We start from the raw sequence: 21,983 nt of genomic DNA, 5'->3' as shown, positions 1-21,983 counted from the left end.
CTTCAAAGATAACCCGACCACGCCCGAAGGCTGGAGTTTGGTACAGGAGAATACCGATTCGAAAGCGGCTATCAAGTTGATGGCCGCCACCCAGGATAACGTTCCTTATGCTGAACGCCGGCATGCCATCAACGAGGCGCTAACCACCTGCTTACGCCTCACGGTTGAGAAAGCCGACGGCCGAGTAGGCGTCGCAAATGAAGGGTTCTGGGGCATCCCTGTTCAGCCCGCCACCACCTATAAAGCTTCTCTCTACCTCAAAGGAACAGGTAGTATTCCGCCGCCCCGGGCCCGCCCCGGACGGCCCACCCCGCCTGCCGAGCCCGTCCTTGAAAACAACACCGCGGGCCCGCTCAAAGTAACCATCGAGAGCAAGGACGGCAAAACAGTATACGCGTCCGGAATCATCAACCTTGAAAAAAGTATACTCTGGAAGAAGTACGACCTAACGCTAACCACCGGTGCCAACGTGAAACCCACGAAAGATGCCCGGTTTGTTGTTTCTACCGACCGCACGGGACACTATTATTTCAACCTCGTTTCGTTGTTTCCGCCCACCTACAACAACCGGCCGAATGGCAACCGCCCGGATCTAATGAAAATGATGGTGGACCTGAAGCCCAAGTTCTTGCGCTTTCCGGGCGGCAACTACCTGGAAGGCCCCCTGCTTACGGATGCCTTTCCCTGGAAAACAACCCTGGGTCCGTTGGAAAGCCGGCCGGGGCACCGCGGCTCCTGGGGGTACCGCGCCTCCGATGGGATGGGGCTGCTTGAGTTTTTACTGTGGTGCGAAGATATCAAGGCCGAGCCCGTATTGGGCGTGTACGCCGGCTATTCCCTGGACGGGGATCATATTGACGCAGGGCCGCTGCTGAAGCCCCACGTGGAAGACGCGCTGAATGAAATTGAATACGTGATAGGGGATGCAACCACCTATTGGGGCGCCAAACGCGCAGCCGATGGTCATCCGGCCCCGTTCAAGCTGACGTATGTCGAGATTGGCAACGAAGACTGGTTTGACCGCAGCAACAGTTACGATGGTCGATTTACGCAGTTCCGGCAGGCTATCGAAGCCAAGTACCCGCAGCTGCATTGCATCTCAACGATAGCCGATGCGCAATTTCCCAACCAGAAAGTAACCAGCGGCAAAAAGCCGGAAGTACTGGATGAGCACTACTACCGCAGCGCCTGGGATATGTGGCAAAATGCGTCGCAGTACGACAAATACGACCGCACCGGACCGAAGATATTTGTTGGGGAATGGGCCACGCGAGAGGGGGTACCCACCACCAACTTAAATGCCGCCCTGGGCGACGCCGCTTGGATGACCGGCATGGAACGTAATTCCGACCTCATTATCATGTCGTGTTACGCCCCATTGTTTGTCAACGTCAATACGGCTACCGCTACCGCCAAAAAAGCCTGGCAGTGGGATTCGGACTTGATTGGGTACGATGCGCTGACCAGCTATGGCTCCCCCTCGTATCACGTACAGAAAATGTTTAGTGATTACCTGGGCAGCGAAATCGTGCCCATGACGGGAGCAAACATCCCGACCCACAACCGACCGCTCACCAAGCGAGACAGTGTGGAAGGCACCACCCCGAAGCCCATCCCCACCTTGTTTTATGCCGCTACGCAGGACGGAAAAACAGGAGCAGTTTACCTCAAAATCGTCAACACAACAGCGAAAAAACAACCGGTTGCTATCAGCTTAGAGGGCGTCACGAACGTGGCGTCGAATGCCACGTTGGTTGTGCTCAAAGGCGCCAAGCCAGAGGATACAAATACCATTACGGAGCCTAAAAAGATTATTCCAACCACTTCGAAAATCAACCGGGTAGGCCCCCGTTTCACCAGGACACTTGACCCTTACTCCGTAAGCGTCATACAGATACAAGCCAGGAAGTAGAAACAGGCTAGTGCGTACTACGCTTGGCGTCAGCGGCCTAATCCAGCCCTGGAGCCAGCCTGGCAGAAGGCAATCCGCCAGACTACTAAGCGGCAGGATGGCCGTTATGGCACGCGCTGTTATGACAGGCACCGAGCTGCACGCCGTAGCTTATTCGGTGGACCGCGGGCGCATTCGCCGCACACGGCCCATTGAGTAAGCCAGCGGGCCCCAACCAAATCATGGTGCAACCGGGGCGGCACTTAGGGTCGGCGATAACACCTACTCGCCTTAGCAAGGCAACGGCTACTTTCTTTCTACGACCATCTACCGAAGGTAGTCATCGAACACTAGCACTTGGACACGCTCGGGCAGGTCAGTTTGCCCGCTGTAGTACAAATCAGCGCAGAAATTGTAGAGTAAGTAGTGCGTCACGGCATAGGTTTCCTCGAAACGCAGAGCTTGAAAGTTACCGTGGCGGAGCACTAGGTAAAATTGCTCGGGTACCGGAAGCCGGCTAAATGATTCTAAAGTAATAGCCATAATACATTCTGAAAAGCACCGAAAAGTAGAAGTAAGAGCACCCAAGAATCGACACCTGTTTTGCGCAGTTTAAGTGCCCCCGCAGGGCACTGTGCGGTAATTCAAATCAGGACCTATAAGCCGTGAACAACGCATGGGCCACTGGTTACTGGACACCAAGCTTTTTGTGGTTCAAGTGTAGGATGATAATTACAGCCATAGGTTTAATCAGGCCAAGATTTTTAGGGCCTGTTGCTCATCGGTGCTTAAGCGGGAAGGAACGGGGTAGTACCTCGCCTTGATGCCTCATGCCATCATTCCTTGCGGAAGATGGGACCAATAGCCTTCGCTGCGTGCTCCAGAACGGAGGCATATGGCATAGCGTATCAACTGGCTTCAGACCTTGGCTTACGCTGTACTGCTCCACTAACTGGACCGCTGATGGGACGTGGGAACGGGCAAGCGTTTGACCATTGTGGCGCGGGGGCCGACAAAGAAGCTTTCAGCCCGTTATTCCCTCCTAGTCTGCCAAAGCGGAAACAACACGGCTACCAGCGCGACACAGCTAAGCCATGACGCGAGCAAGCGCTGCTTTCCGGTTGACGCCTACAGTAACGGCCTGCGTACTGTATTCAGGGTCGGCGCTTCCGCCAGTATTTGGCCAACAGAGCAGTAAGCCCAAGTGCCTACGGGTGGCAACGGCTATCTTTCCCAGCTAACCGTCAGGCTGTGGGATGCAGCCGTTGCCTGAGACGACCGTTGTCGCCTGCTTTAGGCAGCTAACAGCCGGTGTCTAGTTGCACCAACGTAAACGACTTCCTGGAAATTAGCTCTTCAGCTTTTCTGCGCATAAGGCCGTGAATTTCAGGCAGCAGTCGTTGACTAACTCGACCGAGTAGCCGCTTTTTTCCTTGCTCAACCTTATTTCGGGCGAGGTACCATGGACGGGGCAGTTCACCCCTCTTAGCTTGGCTTCGAAGCGAACGAGCAGGTCATTATCGGCCTTGATAAGCACACGGTTTCTGACAGCATCAACATTGCTGTTGGCGTGGGTAAGCTTGGCTTTAAACATGGCAAAGAGTGGGGTAGAGTGGGATAACTAATCTACCCAATTACCCGCCCAAAGTCAATCACTTTTAAAGCCCGACTTCTACATTAATTACCACGGCATCAACCCCGAAAATCAACGAAAGGAACAAGGTCCAACAAACCCGAGCGTAGGCTAAAAGGCAGTTTCCGCTCACTGCTCCAACGGCCGAAGAGTAGCCTTTAGTCCCGATGTCTCACTGGCTATTTAGCGTAGCATTCAGCCGTTACATCACATAAAATTGCTGGGCAACAAGCGGGGCAGGCACCTGCGCTTCCTGCAAGAGCTGCTTCAGGTTGATGTCCACAGTGCGGGCGATAGCCGTGACTGGGGTATCGGTGGGATAGTTGTTGAAGGGATCTTGCAGGTAACGGGCTGTGCGTTCGAGCAGAAAGAAAGTGGAAGCAATTGCTAACAGCACCGGAATTTCCCAGAGCCCAATGGTTTCCACCAAGCCCAACGAAAGCGTAAGCAGAAACAAGTAGATAAAGAAGTGCAACAGCAATCGGTAGGTAACTGGAAACACAGTGTTCTTGATGCGTTCGGCCCCGCCCATCGAATCGCAGAGGCGCACCAACGTGGAATCGAGTTGCACCTGCTGAAACGTATTGAGGGCTTCCTGCTCATGCAAGGTTTTTATTTGCTCGGCGTGCAGGGCTAGCAGGGCCAGCGCCTTGTTGTTTTGGGGCCGCAAATACAACAGCTCCGGCTCGGGCAGGTACTTTTCCAGCGTCGCGGTCGGATCGAGCCCACGTAATGATTCGCCCAAGACGTAGCACCACGCTATCTGACGGTAAGCAATAGCTTTGAGGGGAGAGTCCTCTGCGGGCAATGAAAGAAAATCCTTTCGCACAAAGCTCTTGATTTGCAGCACCAGCGTGCGCGAATCATTCACAATGGCTCCCCAAAGCTTGCGCGCTTCCCACCACCGGTCATAGGACTGGCCGATTTTGAAGGCCAGCAACAAAGAAATCGAGCTGCCCAGAATAGTCGGCAATTGCAGCGGAATGGGGGGCAAATCCGCGGCGAAATACTTTTTCAGTAGCTGAAACACGATGGAAATCATCAGTACCCGGAGAATATCGGGCAGAATGCGCGTAAAAATGTACTGAATTGGCAATTTGGTTTCAAGCAGCATAAGGTAGTGGTTGAGTTGCCGGAAAACGCACACGCTTGCGTGGTTGGCAGCAAGTATAGGTCGGCAAATGCCGGCCGTTCCCGAGAATCGACAACCTGCCGGCAGCGCGGGGAACAGTAACTAACAAAAGTAGAGAAGGACTTGCCTGATAGAATTAAAGGAAAGTTAGAAGCAGATTAGTGTTGCGTTAAAAACAAGCTGCGGAAACGGAAAGGAAGTTTCACAGCTTTATAGTGGCCGCTTCAATCCAGGTTGCACGGCTCCTACACAGGCATCATGATGGTTAAGGTTCGCTCAACTATTACCTGATTTGGATGGTTAGTAGGCAATGGCACTTCCCCTGTTACCTACTTTTGGCTTCAATGCCTATCCCCAAACAACGGAGTCTGCTTCGTTTAAGCTGCCGACGGAGGCGTTGGAACAACTTGTGGTGTATCGGCGCGAGGAACGGTTTGCCACTTGTCGCCAGCACATCGAACTGCACCGACGCGCCTTTTACAAGCTCTCGTTGTTCGGGGAAGGTGGGGGCACATTCACTCTCAACGAGACAACCATCACCGTGGCCCCGCAGTCCGTCCTGCTCGTAAAGCCGAATACGGCACTGAGCTGGCACCTACAAGAAGGTCCTCAGACGGGGCTCTATTGCTTTTTCTCCTCTGATTTTTATAACGTGGGCCTGCTGCCGGGCTACCAGCTTCAGGCCGTGCTGGCCGGCGGCGCGCCTTACGTATACCACGTCTGCACCCCAGTTGAATATGCCGCATTGCAGCAGAGCGGCGAGCAGTTATATACCCAGCAAGCGCACCTGGAAAAAGCCCGCCTTTACCTGCGCCTGCTCCTGGCCGACATCCGCAACTGGGAGCCATCGGCTGCCGCAGGCTCGGCGGCGGTTCCGGTGGTGCAGCAGTTTTTGCAGTTAGTGGAAGCCCGCTTGGCGGCCCACGAGCCCGCGCTGGCGTTGGATGCCTATGCGGAGGCACTCTGCGTAGATGCCAAATACTTAAGCGCCCTGTGCCGCAAAGCCACCGGCAAAGGAGCGGCCCACCTGCTCAAGGAGAAGGTAACGACGGAAGCCAAGGTGTTGCTGACTGGCACGCAATTGCCCATCAGCGACATTGCCTATCAACTCGCTTTCTACGATCTGGCCCACTTTTCCCGTTGGTTCAAGCAAGCAGTCGGGCAGGCTCCCTCCGCTTACCGAATGCAGTTTACAGGGTACAAATAGTTCGGCGCTTTGTACGAGGCAGGTAGCGGGCAGGACTTCTAGCTTTGCCGGTGAATTTCCGCGAGGGGAGTTGTCCAACAATGGCCGCTCGTGGCGTTGGTTTTGCTTTTGCGTATACATTATCATGGATAGAATTGCTTTAATTGTGGGTGCCAGCGGCATTGTCGGCAGCAACCTGGCCCGGGAGCTGCTGGCCAATGGCTGGACCACGTACGGCCTAGCCCGAAGCCCGAAAACCGATTTGGCAGGTTTGCGCCCGGTGGCCGCTGACTTGCTTCGGCCCGAACACCTGCAAACCGCCCTAACCGACGTGACGCCCACGCACGTCTTTCTGACCAGCTGGATGCGCCAAGAAACCGAAGCCGAGAACATTCGCGTGAACGGGGGCATGGTGCGCAACTTGCTTTCGGCCTTGTCCCCTAAGCACTCGATGCAGCATGTGGCCCTGGTTACGGGTCTTAAGCATTACCTCGGGCCGTTCGACGCCTACGCGCGGGGCGGCTCGCTCCCCCCTACCCCACTGCGGGAAGAACAGCCCCGGCTCGACCTCGAGAATTTTTACTACGCCCAAGAAGACGAAGTATTTGCCGCCGCCGCCCGCGACCATTTTAGCTGGAGCATTCACCGCCCGCACACCATTATCGGTCAGGCGGTGGGCAACCTCATGAATATGGGCACTACATTGGCCGTGTACGCCAGCCTCTGCAAGGAAACCGGCCAACCTTTTCGCTGGCCCGGCTCGGCGGCACAGTGGCACGGGCTTTCCGACGTGACCGATGCCCGGGTGCTTGCCAAGCAACTAGCGTGGGCCGCCACAACCGAAGCAGCGCGCAATCAGGCATTTAACATCACCAATGGCGACTATTTTCGTTGGAGCTGGTTGTGGCCGCAGCTGGCTGCTTGGTTCGGAGTTGAATGGGTGGGCTTCGATGGCATCGTGCATCCGTTGGAAGCCGAGCTAGCCGGCGCTGCCGATGCATGGCACGACCTTGCCGCCCGGCACCACTTGGCCGTTGCCGATTTAAGCCAGCTTGCTTCGCCCTGGCACACCGACTTGGACTTGGGCCGGCCAATTGAGGTGATGACGGACATGTCGAAAAGCCGCCAACTGGGCTTTACTGTATACCAGCGCACCGAGGAATCGTTCTTCGACCTGTTTGCGCAACTGCGGGCTGACCGACTAATTCCGTAAATAGCTAGCGTCCGGCAGCTTCGGACAAGAGGGCGCCGACGGGTGCCGAAAAGCTAGCTTAGAGGCTCTTGCCTTTAATTGGCAGCCCAAGAGTTTGTACGAGAGCAAGTACTTGACGCGAAAGCAGGATGCGAGAATGAAGGCCGTTAGTTACCTCTTCAACCAAAGGTAAATAACGGGTCGTGGACTGGGTGTTTACCTTTGTGGTCGACTGTAAGTTAACGGAGCCGCAAACGGAAGTTAGGTTTAACCTCTTGGTACTTAACCCTTTCTTCTATAGTTCCTTTTTCTACGCCTGAAATACTCGCTACTTTAGAGAATGCACCGACTGGCAGAGGAGCCCTTGCCATACTGTGCTTCTCGCCAGATTGGCGGGGGCTAGAGCAGCAAACGCTGTGGTTGGCCATGCAGCTGCACCAAAAGGGCCGGGCCGTCACTCTCGTAGTGCTCGAAGGCTCGCACTTACAGCAACAAACTCAAGCACAGAAACTTTCCTGCGTTTCCTTCCCCGGAGCGGCATCTATAACTCAGGGCCGAGTTGCCATCCAGCTCGGCCGGTGGCTTCGGCAGCAAACTATTAGCTTACTGCTTATCATCCGAGAGCAAGACCTAAACGTGGCCGTACTGGTAAAATGCCGACAGCTAGGCAACCTACGCCTGCTGCACCGCCAGTTGGAGCCGCTTGACCCGTGCAGTTGGCCGCGGCGCTGGTGGCGGAATTGGCAACTGCGGGCCGTTGATGCGTGGCTCGCGCCACTTTCCCGCCTTGGGCAGCAGATGCTGACGAGCACTGCTCTGGACGGGCGCCAGCTTTGGGTGGTTCCCCAGCGCTGCCGCCTTACTTCACCAACAATACCACTATCTGCTCTCGCGAAGAGAGCCGCCACCTGCTGGATTTGCCGGCTGCTTCCTTGCTAATTGGAGTACTTGATTGCGGCGGCAACGGCCCCACCTTTGCTCTGGAGGTGTTGTACCGCCTGCAACAGGAGCACAACTCGGAAGCTGAGTTGGTGGTGGTGGGTGGGCCAGCTACCCCACCTAAACCGGAGCGGTGGGCCGCACTGCGAGAATTAGCCCAGCAACTGCACCTAAGCTTTCGGTTGCACCTACGGCCCCTCCATCATACGGACACCCCCTATTTGCTTTATTCCTCCTTGGACGTGCTGCTCCTTCCCGATACACAAGATGCCAACTGCCTGTCGGTGCTTGAGGCCATGGCCTCAGGCTGCCCATTGGTTAGTGCTCATACCCCCGATGCCGCCGACCTATTGTTGCATGGTCATACTGCCCGTTTTTTCAGGGCGCATGATGTTGCTACCTGCGCGAAACAGCTCTTTATTGCCTTATCGGCTCCCGCGAAGTCCCGCTTATTTGCGGAACGGGCAGTTGCCCACGCTCGCTTTCACTTCGCCCCAGTTGAGCAAAGCCAACAAGTGGAATCTATTCTCGACTATATAAACCAAGAGCAGGCTTAAAGATGCTTGCCATAACGACTTCCGTATCCTCACGAAGCGGAGTAAGACATCTAGCTTTATAAAATTGAAGAATATTGCGTGCGGTGAAATCAGTTTTGTTTCACTGCGACCAGGAGGAATTCGTTCGCAGCCAACACGCTGGCTTCGTAAATTCCGAGACTTCTAAAGCAAGATAACACAGTCGAGGCGTTTCACTCGCACCTAAATCCATCCCACCTAAAGAAAGATGGAACAGGCAGGTAGAGCCCGGGGGCGCTAATAAATGAACTCACGGAGGCCTCTGCCTAGCCCATGCGCCAACGCTGAAATATGCTTGACACCAAAGAAAATTACAACACCTAGTACAAGCATCATCCCGCCACCACCAAGGTCGCCGAGAAAAGCAGCAGAGGCTGTTGCATCGTTGTAAAAAAGTAAAGAACGGGGTGTTGTAGTGAGGTACCAGCAAAAACACCACCCGGCAAAGGTGTTCATTGCTTGGAAATCGATGACAGATCTGGTTTTCCCGACTATCTCCGTTCCTAGTTTTATAAGACTCGATTTAACCGATCTATTTCACCGAGTAATTGCTTGTATTTACTTAAAAATCAACGACTTATTTTTTGATCTGATTTCTAGCGAGCTATGTCGCTTATCACTTGCACGGGAAAACGGAGTCACAAGACGTATCTGTCGATTCACGGACCTTACTCATCGATTTCGTTGGCAGGTGTGGATGGCAGCAGACAACTTTGCTTACCACTTCACTTACTACCAGTTCTTACAAGCCAACATGGAACGCAAACACTTTCTGAGAACCCTGTTACTGGGCACCGTGTCTGCCCCCGTATTGCTCTCTTGCGACAAGGAATCCGAGGTTATAACGCCCACGACGAGCACTGGCACAACCGGCACAGGCACCTCCGGCAGTTGCACCGTGGCGCCTACCGAAACGGAGGGGCCCTTCCCCACGAAAGCGCCCGCTTCATACGTGCGCAGCGACATCACGGACGGAAAATCGGGCCACAAAATGACGGCCAAGCTAACCATTACGAATACCAACAGCAATTGTGCGGCCCTGACCGGAGCGCTGGTTGATATCTGGCACTGCGACGCCGAAGGCAACTATTCCGAATATGGTGGCACGGGCATGCAATCCACTAACTATCAGAGCGTGCACTTTCTGCGCGGCCGCCAGACCACCGATACCAACGGGCAAGTCACATTTACCACCATCTTCCCCGGCTGGTATTCCGGGCGGGCCACTCACATTCACGTGCACATCTATAATGCCAATGGCACATCACTGAAAGTCACGCAGATTGCTTTCCCCGAGGGCACCGGCTCGGCTGTGGCTGCTGTCAATGGCTACGCCAAGGGCATGAGCGGCTACACCACCAACGCCACCGACAACGTCTTTAGCGACGGGGTAACGCAAGAATTGGCCACCGTGACGGGCAGCACTACGGCCGGTTTTGAGCTAACTATTTCGCTCGGCGTAGCCGCCTAAAAGAGCTGAATTATTCTTTATTTCCGTAGGCAAAGACGCTGAAGACTCTTCTTTAGTGTCTTATTTTCTGATCATGGCCGAGCGAATTATCACTGTCAGCTATCGTAAAGTTATCGATGCCAGCACCACCCGTCCCTGGGATAAGTTGGTATTCAACGACACATATGCCGAGTTCCGACTGCAAGCACAGTACTTCAACCAGCAGCGGCAATACCGCACGTTCGGAGAACTAATGCAGTACGCGCCGGGGGCCGAGCAGCTGCATTTTCTGGTGAGTGCCGCGGTGCGCGGGTATCTGCCGCAGTTAGGCGGTTTGGTGCCGGAAGTGCTCAACAACCAGGGCCGACACTTTCTGCCTTTCTCCAAGTTTCAGTTCGAGATTATCAATTCCGACCTGCTTGACCAGTCACGGCACCAAGTGGCTATCAACTTTTACTCTGAGCCGCTTATATGGCACGAGACTATTGCCCCTTACTTATTGGTATCAGAAAAAGCTGCTATGCCTGAGCCTACGGGCGAAACGTTGACTCATCTGTTTCAACTGCAACCCTTCGTTTCCATTCATTCCTTGTACTCCGGAGCCTAAAGCAAGCTGCGCTAGATGTATTCAGTGCTGGTTTGTGGTTTGCTCCCCTCGTAAGTCAAAAGACCCTACCGGCTGAACGCAAGCACTGCTATGGAATAAGAGCAACCGTTCGCTTATAAGTTGGGACTCCGCGTAATATCTGCTAATTAATCAACCGTTCAATTCACCAATTGTAAGATATAAGGCTTCTGTACTTGCAACTGAAAACGTGCGGCATGTAAGCCATGACATCTATTGCCATACGTGTGTGGCTTTATCTCCTATCCCTTACGGTTCAGCCCCGCCCATTGACTCGTCACTCGTCCTATAGGAGCTGTAGGAGCCACTATGACATGGTTTCTAGAGCAACAATGCTTAGTTACTAACAGTCGCGCAGGTACAGACAACAGACAACTAAATTCTGTTTTCAAACGGGTCGAAATACATAGCCATTACAACCTGTGCCAAGTATCGCGCGTGCCATAAGATGCTTGGCATAGTTCTATCCTACTAATTGAAGGCGCTAGCCTTAAGTAACTGCCCGCTAGCGCCTGCTGAGCACACCGAGCGTGCAGCCTGAGTCGCCAAAGCTAGTGCTTCGACAAAACGGTGCCAACCACAAATTCGAGGGCACGAGTATACCTAATGACATCTTGATGATTCTGCTGAGTGAAACTTTCCGCTCTCAGCTAGGAGGGGCCGTGTCATGCGGCATTGCTTGACTGCTTGAGACCCACTTCCGACTGTGCCAAAACACCACGTTGACTTCAATTATTGTGGCTAGCCTTTAATCAATTGATTTGCAATCTTTTTGTTTCTACAGACCTGCTGTTTTTCAGGGTTATTATGTAGATACCTTTTGCTATGAGGCAAAGATCAACCTTATTTAAATTGCCTTTTATGCTGGTCTTCAGAACTGTTTTACCTTGCATATCCTGAATGCATAACTCAAATGGCAGTGAGTCAGATTCAATAAACAAATAATCACTTGTTGGATTTGGATATAGCCTCAACCTAGTTTCCTGTTTGGCTGAAGTGGAGCTAAGTAGGGTACACTGTTGGGTGAAAGCAACGTCCAAATAGTTTAGTCTATTTTTAACCCAAGTGTTAATATAAGTGAATTGAGCCGTATCAATTGCATAAGTATTCCACGCAATATGCTCTCGCTCGTAGGCTTTATTATGCAAAAGGTAATTACTATTTGCACGGAATTTTGCGAAAATATTATCTTCTGTAATGATACTAACTCTTAATTCAGCCCAACGCTCGATTAGCTTTGCTCGGAAACCGCCAGGAGAACAATCTTGAATTAAACGATCATAAAATCCATTAGAAAGAATATCATTTGTGATATCCATATTATAGCCTTGCCAATCATTACCGAATACACCATCTAAATCCCAAGGAACATAATAATAAGGGTCACCAGTTTTGTATTTTGCAATATATATGTTCTTGCCTGTATTATCTATTGCACGCAATAAGTTCAGAAAAATGTAATAATCAACCGCATTATTAAGATTAAACTTCTGCTGGTAACTGCTATAAAAATTTTGATTACTACTATTCTTAACGAAATCCACAAAATTGTATAAGCTGGTCCAATTAACTTCCTCTTCTGGATGCTTGTACTCAAAACCGCCCCATATTGAGCTGGTATTAGTGAAAGGAGGCAGACTAGTGAAGGTGACAGCCCCTCCCCAATCATACCCTTTATATAACTCTCCCTTAATACCGTTATTATACTTTTTAAGTTTTAATTGCTTTCGGTCTATCCTTTCACTCAGTGCATAAATTCCTCTGTATTCTTCATTCACGAAGAGTTCTACATAGGTCATAGTTATACCGTTCTTGGCGGTTGGTTCCTGCGCTTTATAATATAGTTCATGAATGTCCAACCAGAGTTCGTTGGCTACTTTGCTATTTATACGTAGAGGCTCGTTATACAAGGCTTGCAAATTCCACTTGTTGTCCTCTCTCATATTCAAAAGTGTAACATCCCGATCAACAGCACCGACAGTGTCATTCCAGAAGCTGAGTTCGTATGATTTTTTAGGAAAGCTTTGTGAAAGAGCCCCTCTTAGCTCAATTCCAATATTGGATTGCGTAATTAATCCGCTCCCCTCTACCATCATAAACTGCGCATATACACTCGGGGTATCTTCTACCTCGTGGGTGGTATTTATGTGAATAATTGGCAGCTGAGTGAAATATAAAGTATAAGCAGAATCAGTTAATAAAACTTGGTAGGAAGAATCAGTATAAACTTGCCGAGAGGGTTGATTAAATTCATATAGGTGATCCAAGAGAATGTGGCTTTTAATGCTGTTATAGCGAGTATTAAGCACACCTGTTTCTTGGTTAACTATAATAATATTTTTTTTGTGATCAATGTGATAGAAATGCGAAGCAATAGCAAGCGTATCGCCTGCAGTCGCCTTTATTATTGTTGATAACAGCAACAATAATAAAATAGAAATGTATTTTGCAGTATTTTTATTATACATACTGTGTTATGCTTAGTTTTGGTGTTGAAATTTTATGAACGATGAAATGCCAGTACACTTATCGCAATGCGGTAATGCTTGCTTTTCATTTATTACTTAATGAACAAGATGTTGCTCTGAGTCTTGCTAAGGCACACCAAACTGGTTTACTGAATGTTGCGGAAAGCGTGCTTCCGAGGTGATTGAGTTAGCAGTTAAGACTTTCGATTAGGAAACCAAGCAAAATGTTGGTCCGGAGCAAAATGAATTCATCAATCTATTGGACTGAAACACAAAATTGAATCTTAACAAGATTATTTTGTCAGATCCATTAGACACAAACGGAAAGGGAAATATAAATTTTATAGTACAGTCTTTAAGCTCTACAGATTCTTAAATAGCAAGTAGCTGCATAGGATGAAGCTTAAACATCTATATTCAAGCATCCAGTGGAATATTTGTTTAGAAAAGCAGAACTTAAAGCCATTTTCATTGCGTTGGATCAAATATGCTTTGTAGAATACATTGAATAATTCTGCGAATTAAGATATAAAAATTTGATTCTGCTTATATTTGAGAAATATTCTTTAATCAATACTATCCCCCATAAAATCAGTCCAATGCTTTATTCTTTTCCCCAGGGCATGTACCGTCTGGCTTTTGTATTGCACTTATGGCTTACAGCGAGTTTATGCTACGGTCAGCGCTTTGCTGCCATTGGGGATTATGGCTTCGCGGGACCTGCCGAGCGGGATGTAGCACAGTTAGTGAAAAGCTGGGACCCCGAGTTTATCATCACCCTGGGCGACAATAATTACGATGTAGGCGACTCCACTACTATTGACCAAAATATCGGTCAGTACTATCATGCTTATATCTATAACTATAAAGGTCATTACGGTCCCAGTGCTTCTACAAACCGCTTTTTCCCTTCCCTAGGCAACCACGACTATTACACTCGCAATGGGGAAGCATACCGCGACTATTTTACGTTGCCAGGCAATGGCCGCTACTATGAATTTGTGCGAGGTGATGTTCACTTCTTTGCTCTCGATAGTGACCCAGCCGAGCCGGATGGAGTCAAAGTCAATTCGTCGCAAGCGCAGTGGCTACAAGCCAGGCTAGCTGCCTCTAAAGCGCGTTGGAAAGTTGTCTATCTGCATCATGCCCCGTATTCGTCGGGTGCGCACGGTAGTACGCGCGCTTTGCAATGGCCCTTTCGCGAGTGGGGAGCCTCCTTGGTATTAGCTGGCCACGACCACCATTACGAACGACTGGTGGTTGACGAATTGCCATACATTGTAAATGGTTTGGGAGGCCGCAGTGTCTACCGGATCAACCCAACTCGGCTACCTGAAAGTCAGGTCGTTTACAACGCAGATTATGGAGCTATGCTTTTGCAAGCCACTCCTGATAGTCTGACTTTGCAATTTTACACCCGGCGCCGAGTGCTGCAAGACACTTACGTGCTGCACCATCCGTTGAGTCCAGTACCGAACCTTTATCCAATTATGCCCAATCCGTTTGAGGACGCCACAAGAGTTGCATTTTCGCTGCCTAGCCCCGCAAGAGTGGATCTTCGGGTTTATAACGCACTTGGTCAGGAAGTAACAAGTCTATACCAAGGTGTATTGCAAGCCGGACAGCACCAACTTACCTGGCGGCGCAACACATTGTCAGCGGGTTTATATTATGTGCAGCTGCAAACCAACAATTTCACCCAGACAATGCGGGCAGTAATCCTCTAGGTACTTGTAAATAGATAAATAATAGGAAGAGCTGACTTTAAAATTTTTCCTTTCAAAAGTAAGAGTGCCTAGTTTGCACAACGTAGCCTTTCCACTTTTGATCCGCAGGGATTCCACTTCTATCGTTGTGCGCAATTTTCACTCGGTAGGATGGATTTGCAATTCATGCAGGTAAGCCTAAAGCATATCCGGCGGCAAATCACCTTGAAGCGTTCAACCACGGCCAGCAGTTAACACCACTCGCTTGTTACTATAAAGCTTACGCATCGTCGTTGAAGCATGCTCTAAGAGGTGGCAAAAACTAGTTGAGGGCTTATGCACGCCAGTATTGCTGTACGCCGCCCTGACGACCAGTTAAGGGGTCAAGGGTGGGACGGGGCAAGACGGCAATACGTTGGTCGGCGCCGGGCCGCTCCCCCTCTTCTCCTCGCAATACATCGTAGGAGCGCCCGTCTGGATAGGCACCTACCACACCGAAATCTTCGGACGCTTCAAGCTTTTTGTGTCCTACACCGGCTGGAATCACCAAAATATCGCCCGCTGCTACGCGCATCGGCTTGCCCTTTTCGCCGCCCAAGTGTAACAAGGCCACGCCACTGTATACGCCTAGCACTTCGTGAGAGGTGCTGTGATAGTGGTGATAAGGAAAAACGCCGTTGCGCCAGGAATTCAACCACTTATTGGCGGCAAAATGCTTTTCAAGCCAAATAGCTCCTGCCAAGCCCACAGCCGTGAATGCCCTGCGGTACACCAATAGAGGATACCGACTGTTGGGAATGTGTCCATCGTCGGAGAAAACGTACGTTTCAGGGGAGGGCGCGGCCATGCCCCCTACCAACGGGGAGGAGGCTATTATACCGAGCGTAGAAGCGCCACTCAGGCGCAGAAACTTTTTTCGATTCATTGGAGCGTGGTTAATACAAGAAGTACTGAAAGCGGGTTGTTCTTCGATAGTCAACGAAGGCTACTTGCCTCTTAAAGTCCTTCCCACGGAGGTATGCCTAGTATAGTTGAGTGTATTTGCTTGGTTGTTACGGTAGCGGTATTGAGGGCAAGATCAATAATTTACCTAAGCAATTGACAGTGATTTAAACAGAGTGCCCCCATTACTCCGGGAAATCAGGACTCCACGAGGCAGACGCTGCAACCTCAACAGTTATAACTTGCCGAACACTTCTCGTCCGTAACCTAAGCTTAAACTGCATTAATTTAGCTTGAAGCCGGTCAGCTTGTTTCGAATTCGGGCAAGCATGAACTAGAGACTGTCGAGTTTACTAGTAAGCTTTTCTGCGTGCTAAATACATGTATTAATTATGCCTGCTGATTCGCCTTGTCCTCGTAAAGAAGAAGCTGCCCGCTTAGCTGCCGAGCAGATGCCGCACCAACCAGCGGAAAGCGCTTTGGCAGTTGCCGAGGCCCGGATTGCTAAGTTGGAACAGCAGTTGGCCGACGCAACTACCAAAGCGGAGCGCTATTTAACGCAGTTGGCGGCACTAGTGGAAAACTTGCCCGTGGGTTTGCTGCTGGTAGACCCGGCAGGCAAAATCCAGTTGGTCAATTCTTATTTTCGCAACCTGTTTGGCTTGGCCTCAGAGGATACAGTTGCCGACGTGTATCCTCCTATTCCACCTAATACGGTTTACATCGATGAAGCTTTCCAAGACCCACTTGAGTTCGGTAGGCGGGCCCGGGCCTTGCACCAAGCAGGAAATACAGCTCTCAATCAAGAATTTGTGTTGGCGGATGAGCGGGTTGTTGAGCTCGATTATCTGGTACTCGAGCAAGAACAAGTCGGGCGCTTGATTTGCTACCGCGACGTAACCGAGCGGCACCTGCGCGAAGCGCAAATGCGCACTCTCTCCTACATTCCAGAGCAGAACCCCAACCCTATTGTGCGCCTCTCAGCCACCGGAGAGGTGATTTATGCTAATCCCGCCGCTAATCCCCTATTACGGGCCCTAGCAGACGACGCACCAAACGGGTCGGGGGGATTACGGTCGCGCTTGCTTGCGCTGGTGCAGCGGGTGTTAGGCACCAGCGACCAGCATCAGCAGGAGCTAACAGTAGCAGAACATCACTACCTATTTACGGCCGTGGCCGTGCCCGACGAATCCTATGCTACGCTCTACTTAACCGATGTAACGGCGCGCCAACAAGTAGAACAGCAGCTCGCCGAAGAGCGCCTCTTCTATGAAAACACGCTCTTTCAAGTGCCGATGGCGGTGGCCGTCGTTGATACCGAATTTCGCTACTTGTTCGTCAATCCCGAAATAGAATCTGACCCCACGATACGGGCCTGGATGGTGGGCAAAACCAACGAAGAAGCGGGTCACTACCGCCAGCGCCCCCCGGCACTTATCGCACGCCGACGGCATTTTTTCAACCAGGCGCTGCGCGAGCAACGGGAAGTGAGCTGGGAAGAAACCTTTTACAAAGGTCCAGGGCAGTATTCGGTTTTGTATCAACTGCGGCCTATTGTGGAAGCAGATGGCAAAATCCGGCGGCTTATTGCATCGGGCATTGATTTGACTGCACGTAAGCAAGCCGAAGAGCGTCAACGCCAAAGCGACGAACTGGTGCGAGAGCAGCAGCAGTTCATCCGTTTGATTGTGGATTCGTTGCCGACCATCGTGTACGTTGCCGACGCTGAGCACATCGTTACGTTTCGCAACGCGGCTTTTGACGCGCTGGCTGTTCGCAGCCAACACGTGTATGCAGCACCAAAAAGTTTGGAAGTCGAGAAGCAGGTGCAGCAGATTCGAGCTTGGCGCAACCAAGTACTAGCCACCGAGCAGCCCTTGACTACGGAACTGCCTTTGACACTCGACACAGGTGAAATCTGCTACCTTCAAGTGCACATGCGCCCGTTGCAACACACAAACGGGCGCGTAGAGGTGCTCGTAGTGAGCACCGACATCACCGCCCTCAAGCAAGCGCAGCAGCAGGCAGAAGAGAATGCCCGGGCGAAAGAGGCATTTCTCTCTCGCATGAGTCACGAAATCCGGACGCCGCTGAATGGCGTGCTGGGCATGGCAAATTTGCTGGAGAAAACGCCGCTTTCCACGCTTCAGCAAGACTATCTGACTACCATGCAACAGGCCGGGCAGCATCTGCTCGCGCTAGTCAACGATATTCTTGATCTGGCAAAGATTACCACCCAGCATCTGCAACTAACCCAAGCGGCCTTCGACGTGAACGGGGTACTGCAAGGAGCTGCTCAAACGGTAGCAGCTCTGGCCACTCAGAAAGGTCTTCTCTTGTTGGTAGAACCGGTTGCACAACCTTCATCACGCGTGCTCGGCGACGCGTATCGCCTGCATCAGGTGCTACTCAACTTACTGGGCAATGCGCTTAAATTCACCGAGCACGGCCAGGTTCAGTTGGGGGCAGCCTTGGTGAGCGAGACGCCTGCTACTGTATCACTCCGCTTTTGGGTTAAGGATACGGGTGTGGGCATCGCGCCGGCGCAGCAAGAAGGCATTTTCGAAGTTTTCAGCCAAGCTACTGCCGCAACTAGTCACCAGTTTGGTGGTACGGGCCTGGGTCTGTCCATCAGCGAGCAGTTGGTTCGCCATATGGGCGGCACGTTGCAGGTATGTAGCTCGCTCAATCAAGGCTCAATCTTTTCCTTTACTCTTACGCTGCCGCTGGCCGAGGAAGCAGCCTTGGAAACGCCGGCCGACCCGACCCCGGAAAGCTATGAAGGGCTGCGGGGCTTGCGGGTGCTGCTCGCCGAAGACAATGCCGTTAACCAGTGGATTGCCACCGTGGTGCTCGAGCATTGGGGGGTGCAGCTAGAGACAGTAAGCAACGGAATCGATGCCCTAACGGCCCTGACTACTAAAAGCTACGACGCGGCACTGCTCGACATACGGATGCCCGGGTTGAGCGGAGTGGAAGTTACGATGGCCCTGCGCCAGCATTCTGATCCGGCGCGAGCCCGCCTGCCCCTTATTGCCTTAACTGCCAATGCCTTCGAAGCGGACCGCATCAGTTACCTTGCCGCTGGCATGGATGCCTGTGTGAACAAGCCGTTTGAAGAAGCGGAACTGTGCCAGATATTGTTGAAGCTCACCCGACCCTCGCCCGACTCTGTCTGAAGCCTACCAACAAACAGTACGCCTTTTGTAAGCTAAGCAGTTAAATTATCCATGCATTCGGACACGCGCATGTTGAGCAGCACCAACCAGAGTGATTCGCGAACCACTATCTTGCCCAGAAACAAGTGCTTGAACGAGTTGCCTTCAAGCTTTGAATACACTAATGTTTGTACATTGTAAAGCGTATCGAGCGTACCTTGGTCAATGGGTGGCAAGATCGAAAGTTGGTCTGCACCCCTATTCATTTCACTAAGCCTCTGACTTTCTGAAGCTCCAATTACACCGGCATTTGTTTCTGCTTCTACTAGTAGTGGAGCTAGACAGTTGTGCCCCGGTAGAACAGAAGCGCGAATACCGCATTGGCTTTTCGCAGTGCACCACCGATGATGCTTGGCGGCGCGGGATGCTGGCAGGTATGCAAAAGGAGCTAAGCTTCCACCCGAACGTGCAGTTTCGGATGCTGGACGCGCACAATGACAGCGACCTGCAACGAAAACAAGTGCAGGAATTGATTCGTCAGCGGGTTGATCTGCTAATCATTTCGCCCAATCAATCGGGGCCTTTAACAGCACTAACGGAGGCGGCCTACAACCAGGGTATTCCGGTGGTTATCATTGACCGGCGCACGGCTTCTCGCTCTTACACGGCCTACGTTGGGGGCAACAACCTGGAAGTAGGCCGCACGGCTGGGCATTACGCGGCCCAATTACTCCATCAACGCGGCCGAATACTAGAGATTTTGGGCACCCCTGGCTCATCGCCTGCCACCGACCGCACGCAGGGTTTTCGCGAGGCGCTGGCTCACTATCCGCAGCTGCAACTCGTGGCCCAGCTAGAGGGAAATTGGCGAGCCGCCCCGGTGCTCCAGCAGCTACCCAGTTTGCTGCGTTCGCAGCCCGATATCAACCTCATCTTCGCTCACAACGACCCCATGGCTCGGGCGGCGCATCAAGTGCTGCAACAGCTAGGCTTAACCAAACGCGTGCGTATTATTGGGGTGGATGGCTTGCCGGGGCCGGGCAATGGCTTGCAGCTGGTGGAGGATGGCGCACTGAATGCAACCCTTCTCTACCCTACTGGTGGAGAAGAGGCCATTCGTACAGCATTGCGCATTCTGCGTCACGAACCTTATACCAAGGAGAATGTGCTGGGCACTATGGTGGTTGATTCAACCAACGTGAGTACCATCCGCACCCAGACCGAGCAGCTCGCGGCCCAACGGCAAGATATTCAGCAGCAGCAGTTGCGGTTGCAAGAGCAGATGCGTCGCTACGCCAGTCAGAAAACTGCGGTTTACTTATTACTGGCCAGCCTGTTGGGAGCGGTAGTACTGGGAGCCCTGACGTGGCGCTCGTTGCGCCTCAATCGACGCATTCGGCGAACCTTGGAACAACAGAATGCCGAGATTCTCACCCAACGCAACCAGATCGAGAGATTAGCCGATGAAGCCCGCCGCTCCTCGGAAGCCAAGCTGCGCTTTTTCACCAACTTCTCCCACGAACTCCGCACCCCTCTCACTCTTATCCTGGGTCCCTTAGAGGACTTGCTTAGCAGCCCGGCCGACTTGACAGCGGGCCAGCGGCACGATCTGCAACTCATGCGCCGCAATACGCAGCGCCTACTGCAACTGGTCAACCAACTACTCGATTTTCGTAAGATTGACGTGGGTAAGATGGCCGTGCGCGCTACCGAAGGCAACCTAGTGAGCTTCGTGCGAGAAATAATGGACGTGTTTGAAAAAACGGCGCACAAGCGCAACATCACGTTCCGGTTTTTGCCGGCTGAGCCGGTCATCAACCTGTGGTTCGACGGCGACATTCTCGACAAAGTATTTTTCAATCTTTTGTCGAATGCTTTCAAGTACACGCCTGATGGCGGCCAGATTAAAGTGAGCATCCAACGGGCAACCGCCGATACCGTGCGAGTAAGCGTGGAAGACACCGGCCGGGGAATTGCCGAAGCAGATCAGCCGCATATTCTGGAGTGGTTCTACCAAGGCAGCCATCCATCAGCTAATGGTTCGGGTCTCGGGTTGGCTCTTGCCGAAGGCCTGACCCGGCTGCACGAAGGCAAGCTTACTTTCCGGAGCCAGCCCGGGCAGGGTAGCACTTTCGATGTGACACTTCCCCTGGCTAAACCAGCTGCCTTCCTCGAGGCCGAACCAGGATGGGGCCCTACCACTCCCCTCGCTTTCTTACCTGATGATGAACTCAACGAGCCAGTCAAACAAGCCCTGCCTGCGCGTACCGACGCCACAGTCCTTGTTATCGAAGATCATGACGAGGTGCGCAACTTCTTGGTGCAGAAGCTCCAGGCACACTTCCAAGTAAGTACGGCCACGGATGGGGCGACGGGGCTGCGGTTAGCCGGAGAAAATATCCCCGACGTAATTATATGCGACGTGAATCTGCCCGAACTCAGTGGCTTGGAAGTGGCCGCCGGCCTCAAGGGCGACTGGCGCACGTCGCATATTCCGCTGGTGCTCCTTACCGCCCGCGATGCGCCCGAGCAGCAGATTGAGGGTGTGCAAGCCGGCGCCGACCTCTACCTGACTAAGCCCTTCAACCCAGCCTTCTTGCTAGAGAGTTTACGCACGCTGCTGCGCAACCGCGACCAGCAGCGCGAGCACTTCCGCCGTGAGCTGAGTGTAAACACGGCCACTGTAGCGCCGCAACGAGTCGACCAGAAATTCCTGGCTGACCTCACTGCTATTATCGAAGCCAACCTCGACCGACCCTCCCTGAATGTTGATGACATTGCCCGCAGCCTCGGTGTATCGCAGATGCAGCTTTACCGCAAAGTCAAGGCCCTGTTAGGTACGGGCGTCATCGACTACATTCAGAGCCTGCGGCTCACCAAAGCGCGGCTGTTGCTGCTGCAAGATGGCAGCGCTATTGCGCAAGTTGCTTACCAAACGGGCTTCTCGTCGCCTTCCTACTTTGCGACCCTCTTTAAAAGCCGATACCAAGTATCCCCCTCCGAATTCAAAGCCTTGCATACCCCTACCCAGCAGTGATGAAATTTTGTAAGTCGTGTAAGATTATTGGTGATAGCGCAGCTACAAC

General features: G+C 52.1%; 16 protein-coding genes. 9 read left to right on the top strand and 7 right to left on the bottom strand.

What is annotated here, in order from left to right; all coding sequences use genetic code 11:
* On the top strand, positions 1 to 1,912 hold a 1,912-nt coding region (locus tag ACFE7X_RS06725; RefSeq protein WP_375434902.1), incomplete at its 5' end, for an alpha-L-arabinofuranosidase C-terminal domain-containing protein.
* Positions 1,913 to 2,218: 306 nt separating this feature from the next.
* Here the strand turns inward: ACFE7X_RS06725 and ACFE7X_RS06720 are convergent.
* The 3 genes from ACFE7X_RS06720 to ACFE7X_RS06710 form a co-directional block, all read right to left on the bottom strand.
* A complete protein-coding gene (locus ACFE7X_RS06720; RefSeq protein WP_375434901.1) occupies positions 2,219 to 2,434 on the bottom strand; it encodes a hypothetical protein in 216 nt (71 codons plus the stop codon).
* 805 nt (positions 2,435 to 3,239) lie between these two features.
* Positions 3,240 to 3,485, bottom strand: coding sequence for a hypothetical protein (locus tag ACFE7X_RS06715; RefSeq protein WP_375434900.1), 246 nt, complete (start codon positions 3,483 to 3,485; stop codon positions 3,240 to 3,242).
* Positions 3,486 to 3,726: 241 nt separating this feature from the next.
* Positions 3,727 to 4,638, bottom strand: a complete 912-nt coding sequence (locus ACFE7X_RS06710) for a bestrophin family protein (protein ID WP_375434899.1) — start codon at positions 4,636 to 4,638, stop codon at positions 3,727 to 3,729.
* 328 nt (positions 4,639 to 4,966) lie between these two features.
* On the opposite strand from ACFE7X_RS06710, the gene ACFE7X_RS06705 reads away from it, so the two are divergent.
* From ACFE7X_RS06705 to ACFE7X_RS06695, 3 genes are all read left to right on the top strand, one after another.
* On the top strand, positions 4,967 to 5,863 hold the full coding sequence (locus tag ACFE7X_RS06705) for a helix-turn-helix domain-containing protein (RefSeq protein WP_375434898.1): 897 nt from the start codon (positions 4,967 to 4,969) through the stop codon (positions 5,861 to 5,863).
* Positions 5,864 to 5,987: 124 nt separating this feature from the next.
* A complete protein-coding gene (locus ACFE7X_RS06700; RefSeq protein ID WP_375434897.1) occupies positions 5,988 to 7,055 on the top strand; it encodes an SDR family oxidoreductase in 1,068 nt (355 codons plus the stop codon).
* Positions 7,056 to 7,798: 743 nt separating this feature from the next.
* Positions 7,799 to 8,530 (top strand): glycosyltransferase, encoded by a 732-nt coding sequence (locus tag ACFE7X_RS06695; RefSeq protein ID WP_375434896.1) that lies wholly within the window; start codon positions 7,799 to 7,801, stop codon positions 8,528 to 8,530.
* Positions 8,531 to 8,785: 255 nt separating this feature from the next.
* Here the strand turns inward: ACFE7X_RS06695 and ACFE7X_RS06690 are convergent, their stop codons facing one another.
* The gene (locus ACFE7X_RS06690) at positions 8,786 to 9,004 is read right to left on the bottom strand and encodes a twin-arginine translocase TatA/TatE family subunit (protein WP_375434895.1); all 219 of its coding nucleotides are present in this window, start codon (positions 9,002 to 9,004) and stop codon (positions 8,786 to 8,788) included.
* Positions 9,005 to 9,344: 340 nt separating this feature from the next.
* On the opposite strand from ACFE7X_RS06690, the gene ACFE7X_RS06685 reads away from it, so the two are divergent.
* Positions 9,345 to 10,019: an intradiol ring-cleavage dioxygenase gene (locus tag ACFE7X_RS06685; RefSeq protein WP_375434894.1), complete on the top strand. Its 675-nt coding sequence runs from the start codon at positions 9,345 to 9,347 to the stop codon at positions 10,017 to 10,019.
* A 73-nt stretch (positions 10,020 to 10,092) separates the two neighbouring features.
* Positions 10,093 to 10,605, top strand: a complete 513-nt coding sequence (locus ACFE7X_RS06680) for a hypothetical protein (RefSeq protein ID WP_375434893.1) — start codon at positions 10,093 to 10,095, stop codon at positions 10,603 to 10,605.
* Between the two features lie 770 nt (positions 10,606 to 11,375).
* Here ACFE7X_RS06680 and ACFE7X_RS06675 read toward each other — a convergent pair.
* Positions 11,376 to 13,091 (bottom strand): CotH kinase family protein, encoded by a 1,716-nt coding sequence (locus ACFE7X_RS06675; protein ID WP_375434892.1) that lies wholly within the window; start codon positions 13,089 to 13,091, stop codon positions 11,376 to 11,378.
* Positions 13,092 to 13,690: 599 nt separating this feature from the next.
* On the opposite strand from ACFE7X_RS06675, the gene ACFE7X_RS06670 reads away from it, so the two are divergent.
* A complete protein-coding gene (locus ACFE7X_RS06670; protein ID WP_375434891.1) occupies positions 13,691 to 14,818 on the top strand; it encodes a metallophosphoesterase in 1,128 nt (375 codons plus the stop codon).
* 313 nt (positions 14,819 to 15,131) lie between these two features.
* Here the strand turns inward: ACFE7X_RS06670 and ACFE7X_RS06665 are convergent, their stop codons facing one another.
* Positions 15,132 to 15,722, bottom strand: a complete 591-nt coding sequence (locus ACFE7X_RS06665) for a cupin domain-containing protein (protein ID WP_375434890.1) — start codon at positions 15,720 to 15,722, stop codon at positions 15,132 to 15,134.
* A 409-nt stretch (positions 15,723 to 16,131) separates the two neighbouring features.
* On the opposite strand from ACFE7X_RS06665, the gene ACFE7X_RS06660 reads away from it, so the two are divergent.
* Positions 16,132 to 18,918 carry a PAS domain-containing protein gene (locus ACFE7X_RS06660; RefSeq protein WP_375434889.1) on the top strand — a complete coding sequence of 929 codons (2,787 nt, stop codon included), beginning with the start codon at positions 16,132 to 16,134 and terminating at the stop codon, positions 18,916 to 18,918.
* A gap of 32 nt (positions 18,919 to 18,950) precedes the next feature.
* Here ACFE7X_RS06660 and ACFE7X_RS06655 read toward each other — a convergent pair whose 3' ends face one another.
* The gene (locus tag ACFE7X_RS06655) at positions 18,951 to 19,133 is read right to left on the bottom strand and encodes a hypothetical protein (protein WP_375434888.1); all 183 of its coding nucleotides are present in this window, start codon (positions 19,131 to 19,133) and stop codon (positions 18,951 to 18,953) included.
* Between the two features lie 74 nt (positions 19,134 to 19,207).
* Between ACFE7X_RS06655 and ACFE7X_RS06650 the strand changes: the two genes are divergently transcribed.
* Positions 19,208 to 21,934 (top strand): substrate-binding domain-containing protein, encoded by a 2,727-nt coding sequence (locus ACFE7X_RS06650; RefSeq protein WP_375434887.1) that lies wholly within the window; start codon positions 19,208 to 19,210, stop codon positions 21,932 to 21,934.
* Positions 21,935 to 21,983: the final 49 nt, after the last annotated feature.

Origin of the sequence: uncultured Hymenobacter sp., assembly GCF_964242765.1 — a bacterium.
Classification (GTDB): domain Bacteria; phylum Bacteroidota; class Bacteroidia; order Cytophagales; family Hymenobacteraceae; genus Hymenobacter.
This window is presented reverse-complemented; position numbering and strand designations above follow the sequence as displayed.

What these genes read in the sequence shown, in the direction of transcription:
- ACFE7X_RS06720 (WP_375434901.1), bottom strand. Translation starts at nt 2,434, where the DNA reads ATGGCTATTACTTTAGAATCATTTAGCCGGCTTCCGGTACCCGAGCAA.
- ACFE7X_RS06715 (WP_375434900.1), bottom strand. Translation starts at nt 3,485, where the DNA reads ATGTTTAAAGCCAAGCTTACCCACGCCAACAGCAATGTTGATGCTGTC.
- ACFE7X_RS06710 (WP_375434899.1), bottom strand. Translation starts at nt 4,638, where the DNA reads ATGCTGCTTGAAACCAAATTGCCAATTCAGTACATTTTTACGCGCATT.
- ACFE7X_RS06705 (WP_375434898.1), top strand. Translation starts at nt 4,967, where the DNA reads ATGGCACTTCCCCTGTTACCTACTTTTGGCTTCAATGCCTATCCCCAA.
- ACFE7X_RS06700 (WP_375434897.1), top strand. Translation starts at nt 5,988, where the DNA reads ATGGATAGAATTGCTTTAATTGTGGGTGCCAGCGGCATTGTCGGCAGC.
- ACFE7X_RS06690 (WP_375434895.1), bottom strand. Translation starts at nt 9,004, where the DNA reads ATGAACACCTTTGCCGGGTGGTGTTTTTGCTGGTACCTCACTACAACA.
- ACFE7X_RS06680 (WP_375434893.1), top strand. Translation starts at nt 10,093, where the DNA reads ATGGCCGAGCGAATTATCACTGTCAGCTATCGTAAAGTTATCGATGCC.
- ACFE7X_RS06675 (WP_375434892.1), bottom strand. Translation starts at nt 13,091, where the DNA reads ATGTATAATAAAAATACTGCAAAATACATTTCTATTTTATTATTGTTG.
- ACFE7X_RS06670 (WP_375434891.1), top strand. Translation starts at nt 13,691, where the DNA reads ATGCTTTATTCTTTTCCCCAGGGCATGTACCGTCTGGCTTTTGTATTG.
- ACFE7X_RS06665 (WP_375434890.1), bottom strand. Translation starts at nt 15,722, where the DNA reads ATGAATCGAAAAAAGTTTCTGCGCCTGAGTGGCGCTTCTACGCTCGGT.
- ACFE7X_RS06660 (WP_375434889.1), top strand. Translation starts at nt 16,132, where the DNA reads ATGCCTGCTGATTCGCCTTGTCCTCGTAAAGAAGAAGCTGCCCGCTTA.